Here is a 6,879-nt window from a genome sequence, read left to right on the forward strand (position 1 = left end):
TGCGCGTATATTCGGTGGTTCGTGACTTCACGCAAGCGGGTCACGGAAAAGCTTTGTGGGCACAGTATATCCGAGCGGGAGCGGAATTGTCAAACACCGAATTTCCAGACGATGAATTGCGCCGCGAGCAGGAATTCATCGACGGACTGTACGCGCGGGTGGACGCGTTGCGCGGTGCGGTCGAGACCTCGGTCGGGGACGCGCTCGCGCAGGGCGACAAGCCCATGCAGGCCCGGCTGGAGCGGGACATCCTGGTCGCGGAGCGGTCCGGACTGCTCGCCGCGCTGAACGCCGTCGACGGCTCGCTCTGCTTCGGGCGGATCGATCTCGCGGACGGGACGACGCACCACATCGGCCGGATCGGGCTGCGCGCGGAGGACGCCGAACGCACCCCGGTCCTGATCGACTGGCGTGCCGAGGTCGCCCGCCCGTTCTACCTCGCCACCGGGCACACCCCGATGGGGCTGCGGCGGCGCCGGCACATCGCCACCGAGGGCCGCGCCGTCACCCACCTGCACGACGAGATCCTCGACCTCGGCGACGCCACCCGCACCGGGCACGAGGACCACAACGCCGACGCCGTGCTGCTGGCCGCGCTGAACTCGGCGCGCACCGGCCGGATGGGCGACATCGTGCGGACGATCCAGGCCGACCAGGACCGGATCATCCGGGCGCCGCACCGGGGCGTGCTGGTCGTGGAGGGCGGTCCCGGCACCGGCAAGACCGCCGTGGCGCTGCACCGCGCGGCGTACCTCCTGTACGAGCACCGGGAGCTGCTGGCCCGCCGGGCCGTGCTGATCGTCGGGCCCAACCCGGCCTTCCTCGGCTACATCGGCGAGGTGCTGCCCTCCCTCGGCGAGACCGGCGTCCTGCTGGCCACGGTCGGCGAGCTGTTCCCCGGGGTGAAGGCCACCGCCGCCGACACCCCCGAGGCCGCCGCGGTCAAGGGGCGCGCCGACATGGCCGACGTGCTCGCCGAGGTCGTACGCGACCGGCAGGCGCTGCCCGATCCGGTCCTCGCGATCGAGCACGACCGTGAGGTGCTGATGCTGGACGACGGCCTGGTGCGGGTCGCCCGGGAACGCACCCGCGCCGCGAAGCTGCCGCACAACGCGGCCCGCGAGCACTTCGAGGGGCACATCCTCAACACCCTCACCGAGCTGTACGCCGAGCGGGTCGGTACCGATCCGTACGACGGCAGCAGCCTGCTCGACGTCTCCGACATCACCCAGATCCGCGACGAACTCGCCGAGAACCCCGAAGTCTGGTCCGCCATCGACCGGTTGTGGCCCCGCATCACCCCGCGGCGGCTGGTCGCCGACTTCCTGGCGGAGCCCGAGGGGTACGTCGCCGACGAGGACGCCGCCGCCATCCGCCGGCCGGTGACCCGCGCCTGGACCGTCGCCGACGTCCCGCTCCTGGACGAGGCCGCCGAACTCCTCGGCGAGGACGAGCGGTCGGCCCGGGACCGCGCCGACCGCGAGCGCGCGACCCGGATCGCGTACGCGCAGGGGGTGCTGGACGTGTCGTACGCGTCGCGGACCTATGAGTTCGAGGACAAGGAGGACGGTGACCCGGACGCCTCCGAGGTGCTGTCCGCGCACGACATCATCGACGCCGAGCGGTTCGCCGAGCGGCAGGAGGAAGAGGACCACCGCAGCGCGGCGGAGCGCGCCGCCGCCGACCGCACGTGGGCGTTCGGGCACATCATCGTGGACGAGGCGCAGGAGCTTTCGCCGATGGCCTGGCGGCTGCTGATGCGGCGCTGCCCGACGCGTTCCATGACCCTGGTCGGCGACCCCGCGCAGACCGCGGAGGCGGCCGGGGCCGGCTCCTGGTCGGAGATCCTCGCGCCCTATGTCGAGGACCGGTACGAGCACACGCGTCTCGGCGTCAACTACCGCACCCCGTCCGAGATCATGGACCTCGCCGCGGCCGTGGTCCGCGCCGAGCACCCGGACTTCCGGCCGCCCAGCTCCGTGCGGTCCACCGGTGTACGGCCCTGGGTGCGGCGGGCGCACGACGACCTGCCCGGCGCGGTGGCCAAGGCGGTCGCCGAACTCGCCCCGGTGGAGGGCAGGCTGGCGGTCATCGCCCCGCGCCGCCTGCACCGCGCCGTCGCCGGCCGCCTGGACGGCGTCACCGCCGGTGCCGAACCCGACCTCACCCGGGCGGTGGTCCTCCTCGACCCCCGCCAGTCCAAGGGCCTGGAGTTCGACTCGGTCCTGGTGGTCGAACCGGGCGAGTACGGCACCAGCGACCTGTACGTCGCCCTGACCCGGGCCACCCAGCGGCTGGGCGTCCTGCACACCGGCGACCTGCCCGCGGCCCTGGCCGGGCAGGACGCGTAGCCGCTTCGCGGGCCCCGGGGGCATCCCCTCCGGGGCCCACCCGGCCCACGCGCCCCCACCACCCGGGGCTCACGCCCAACGCCCTCCTCGGGCTCGACCTCGTGCCCGAGGGCGACGATCGCCGACCGCAGCCCGGCGGAACGGACCCGGGGCCGGAACTCCCCGTACGCGCGCACCAGGGCCGGCGGTGCGCACGCACCGTGGATCGAGCGGTGCGCCTGCACGCTGATCCCGTCACAGGACAGCGCCCCCTCGGGGAACTCCGCCGAGAAGAGGACCTCGGCCAGTCCGTGGTCCCGCCGCAGTCGCCCCCTCCCGGGACCGTCCGGGTAGTCCGCCCCCACGGCGGCCTCCCGGGCCCCGGGAGCCGCGCCGACGCCGAGGACGTCGCCGCGCGTGGCGGCACGGGTGTGGAAGTCCAGGTCGGACGCGGTGTTCTCCTCGGTGTGGCTAGGCCGGTCGCAGCCACACCGTAGCCAGGGGCGGCAGGGTCAGGCGGACGGCGGTCGGGTGGCCGTGGGCGCCGCGGGGCTCCGTTTTCAGGGGGCCCGGGTTGGTCACGCCGCTGCCGCCGTAGCGCCCGTCGTCCGTGTTCAGGCACTCCGTCCACGCCGGGACGTCGTCCGGGACGCCGACGAGGTAGTCGGGGCGGACGACGGGGGAGAAGTGGGAGACGGCGAGGAGAGGGGTGCCGCGGGCATCGCGGCGGAGGAAGGCGAGGACGTTGTCGGACGCCGCGTCCCCGGCGATCCACTCGAAGCCCGCGGGATCGGTGTCGCGCTGCCACAGGGCCGGGACGGCCCGGTAGCGGCTGTTCAGGTCGCGGACCAGGTCGCGGACGCCCCGGTGGTCGGGTTCGGCGGGGTAGGAGGGGTCGAGCAGCCACCAGTCGGGGCCGTGGGCCTCGGACCACTCGGCGCCCTGGGCGAACTCCTGGCCCATGAAGAGGAGTTTCTTGCCGGGGTGCGCCCACATGAAGGCCAGGTAGGCGCGCAGGTCCGCGCGTTGCCGCCACCAGTCGCCCGGCATCTTCGAGACGAGGGAGCGCTTGCCGTGCACCACCTCGTCGTGGGATATCGGCAGGACGTAGTTCTCGCTGTACGCGTACACCATGGAGAACGTCATCTCGTGGTGGTGGTACGAGCGGTGCACGGGGTCGTGCGCCATGTACCGGAGCGAGTCGTGCATCCACCCCATGTTCCACTTCAGGCCGAAGCCCAGCCCGCCGAACCCGCTCGGCCCCCGCACGTGGGTCGGCCGGGTCACCCCGTCCCACGCGGTGGACTCCTCGGCGATGGTCACCACGCCCGGACAACGGCGGTAGACCGTGGCGTTCATCTCCTGGAGGAAGGCCACCGCGTCCAGGTTCTCCCGGCCGCCGCGCTCGTTCGGCCGCCAGCCGCCCGGCTCGCGCGAGTAGTCGAGGTAGAGCATGGAGGCCACCGCGTCCACGCGGAGCCCGTCCACATGGAACTCCTCGCACCAGTAAAGGGCGTTCGCCACCAGGAAGTTGCGCACCTCCCGACGGCCGAGGTCGAACTCCAGCGTGCCCCAGTCGGGATGCGCGGCCCGCAGCGGATCGGGGTGCTCGTACAGCGGCCGCCCGTCGAACTCGGCCAACGCCCAGGCGTCGCGCGGGAAATGGGCCGGCACCCAGTCCATCAGCACGCCGATGCCGGCCCGGTGCAGCCGGTCCACCAGGTACTTGAAGTCGTCCGGGGCGCCCAGCCGGGCCGTGGGCGCGTAGAAGCCGGTCACCTGGTATCCCCAGGAGCCGCCGAAGGGGTGCTCGGCGACCGGCATCAGCTCCACGTGCGTGAAGCCCGTCTCCGACACGTAGGAGGTGAGCCGGTCCGCCAGTTCACGGTACGACGACCCGGGCCGCCAGGACGGGAGATGGACCTCGTACACGGAGAACGGCGCCTCGTGCACCGGCGTGTCCCCCCGGTGCGCCATCCACTCCGCGTCCCCCCACTCGTAGTGCGACGCGTACACGATCGAGGACGTGGCCGGCGGGGCCTCGGTGCGCCGGGCCAGCGGGTCGGCGCGCAGGGTGCGCGAGCCGTCGGGCCGGGTGATCTCGAACTTGTACAGCTCGCCCTCGCCGATCCCCGGCACGAACAGCTCCCAGACGCCCGAGGAGCCGAGCGAACGCATCGGAAACCCGGTGCCGTCCCAGAAGTTGAAGCTCCCGGCTACCCGGACGCCCCGCGCGTCGGGCGCCCACACCGCGAACCGGGTTCCGCGCGCACCCTGCCGGGTCGTGACGTGCGCACCGAGCGCCCGCCACAGCTGCTCGTGCCGGCCCTCGCCGATCAGATGCAGGTCCAGCTCGCCCAGGGTGGGCGGGAACCGGTAGGCGTCCTCCGTCTCGTGGACCGTGTCGTCGTACGCCACTTGCAGCCGGTAAGCCTCCGGCACGGCGTCCAGCGGGAGCAGTCCGGAGAAGAAGCCGTCGCCGTCGTCGCGCAGGCGGGCGCGCAGCGTGCCGCAGACGACGGTGACCGAGCGGGCGTGCGGGCGGAGGGCCCGGAAGGCCACCCCGCCGGGCACCGGATGGGCGCCCAGGACGGCGTGCGGGTCGTGGTGGGTGGCGCCCAGCAGCCGCGCGCGGTCCTCGGCGGCCACGGCGGGATCGGACAGGTGCTTCTTCGACGTCACGAGCGAGTCTCCCGGGGCGAGAGTCGGGTCAGTGAGGGTCGGACGCGGCGAGGCGGCGGACCGCCGACAGCGGCACGGGCAGCCAGTCGGGGCGGTGGCGGGCCTCGTACACCACCTCGTAGACGGCCTTGTCGGTCTCGAAGGCGCGCAGCAGCACCGGATCGGTGCGCGGGTCGCGGCCGGACACCTCCGCGTACCCCGAGCAGTAGGCGGCCCGGCAGTCGTGTGCCCACCCCGGCGGCGGTGAACTCGCCGAGCGGGCCGCGTAGTCGAAGGAGCGGAGCATCCCCGCGACGTCCCGCTCCGTGGGCTGCGGCAGCCGCCGCTCGGCCGGGGGCCGGGCGGGCTCGCCCTCGAAGTCGATCAGCGACCAGTCGCCGGACGGCGCGCGCAGGCACTGCCCGAGGTGCAGGTCCCCGTGGATCCGCTGGGCGGTCCAGGTCCGGCCGCCCGCGGCCAGCTCGGCCAGCGCCGTGTACGCCGAGCGCAGCCCGGCCTCGTACGGCCGCAGCACCGGTACGGCCTGGGCCGCCGCCGCCAGCCGCCCGGTCATCCCGTCGACCAGCGGCCCGAGCTGGGCGGGCCCGAGGGTGACCGTCGGCAGGGCACGTGCCAGCGCGGTGTGCACCTCGGCCGTGGCGCGGCCCAGCGCCCGTGCCTCGGCGGTGAAGTCCTCCCCCTTGGCCAGCTCGCGCAGCGCCAGCTCCCAGCCGTCGGCGGCCCCGCTCACGAAGGGCTGCAACACCGCGAGGACGTAAGCCCGTCCAGCCAACTCCGCGCGGAACCACGCCGTCGGCGCGGGCACCCGGGGGCAGCCCTCGCGGGCCAGCGCCAGCGGCAGCTCCAGATCGGGGTTGACGCCGGGGACGACCCGGCGGAACAGCTTGAGAACGAACGTGTCTCCGTAGACCACGGAGGAGTTGGACTGCTCGGCGGCCAGCGGCCGGGCCACCAGGTGCGGCCGGATCTCCTGGCGCGGGTCCCGCTCGAAGCGCAGCCCGCCGACGCGGGCCCCGGTGCGCAGCGCCTCCAGGAGCACCTCGGCGGGCCGGCGGTCGTACAGGGCGTCGTAGACCGTGCGGCCGGCGAGCGGGCCGTGCGTCACATGGCCGATCAGCGCGGGCGCCAGCCGGGGCGGCAGCGCCTCGCGCGCGCCTATGAGGAGTTGGTAGCAGTCGCCGGGGTGCGCGGAATCCGGTGGCTGGTGGACACGCAGGAGCACGTGGTACAGGCCCAGCCCGCCCCCGGCGGGCAGGAGCCGGGTCACGGACACGGGCGTGAAGCCGGTGACCGGGCGGCCCTTGCCCGCGAACCAGCGCTGCCGGGGCAGCCAGGCGCGCAGCAAGGGGGCCAGTGAGTCGAGGGTGCTGCTCGATGAAGGGGTGACCGCTTCCGTCATGGGCGTCACGTCCTTTCCCCGGGTCGGGGTGTCACTGATGCGTGCCCCGGGTGGGGCGGTGGAAACGCACCGCCCCACCCGCCGGGACTACGCCGGGTCGCGGCGCAGCCGGAACCAGTAGAAGCCGTGTCCCGCGAGGGTCAGCAGATACGGCAGGTCACCGACCGCCGGGAAGCGCACCCCGCCGAACAGCTCGACCGGGTGCCGTCCGCCGAACCGGCTCAGATCCAGCTCGGTGGGCTGCGCGAACCGGGAGAAGTTGTGGACGCACAGCACGAGGTCGTCCTCGTACTCGCGCAGGAAGGCGAGCACCGCCGGGTTGGTGGACGGGAGTTCGTCGTACGAGCCGAGACCGAAGGCGGGGTTCTGCTTGCGGATCTCGATCATGCGCCGGGTCCAGTGCAGCAGCGACGACGGCGAGGACATCGACGCCTCGACGTTGGTGACCTGGTAGCCGTAGACCGGGTC

General features: G+C 73.6%; 4 protein-coding genes. 1 reads left to right on the forward strand and 3 read right to left on the reverse strand.

Annotation, left to right across the window (positions count from 1 at the left end; translation table 11 throughout):
- The first annotated feature begins 116 nt into the window (after positions 1–116).
- On the forward strand, positions 117–2,351 hold the full coding sequence (locus QSK45_RS37220; RefSeq protein ID WP_285563386.1) for a HelD family protein: 2,235 nt from the start codon (positions 117–119) through the stop codon (positions 2,349–2,351).
- Between the two features lie 450 nt (positions 2,352–2,801).
- Here QSK45_RS37220 and glgB read toward each other — a convergent pair whose 3' ends face one another.
- The 3 genes from glgB to QSK45_RS37235 form a co-directional block, all read right to left on the reverse strand.
- A complete protein-coding gene (gene glgB / locus QSK45_RS37225) occupies positions 2,802–5,012 on the reverse strand; it encodes a 1,4-alpha-glucan branching enzyme (protein WP_285563387.1) in 2,211 nt (736 codons plus the stop codon).
- Positions 5,013–5,040: 28 nt separating this feature from the next.
- Complete coding sequence (locus tag QSK45_RS37230) at positions 5,041–6,411, reverse strand: maltokinase N-terminal cap-like domain-containing protein (protein ID WP_285563388.1); 1,371 nt, start codon at positions 6,409–6,411, stop codon at positions 5,041–5,043.
- A gap of 87 nt (positions 6,412–6,498) precedes the next feature.
- Positions 6,499–6,879: alpha-glucosidase C-terminal domain-containing protein (locus QSK45_RS37235; protein ID WP_285563389.1), on the reverse strand; the 381-nt coding region annotated here is incomplete at its 5' end.

It is taken from the genome of Streptomyces hygroscopicus subsp. hygroscopicus (genome assembly GCF_030269125.1).
Lineage (GTDB): Bacteria > Actinomycetota > Actinomycetes > Streptomycetales > Streptomycetaceae > Streptomyces > Streptomyces hygroscopicus_C.

Coding starts and splice junctions, on each gene's coding strand:
- QSK45_RS37230 (WP_285563388.1), bottom strand. CDS start 6,411: ATGACGGAAGCGGTCACCCCTTCATCGAGCAGCACCCTCGACTCACTG.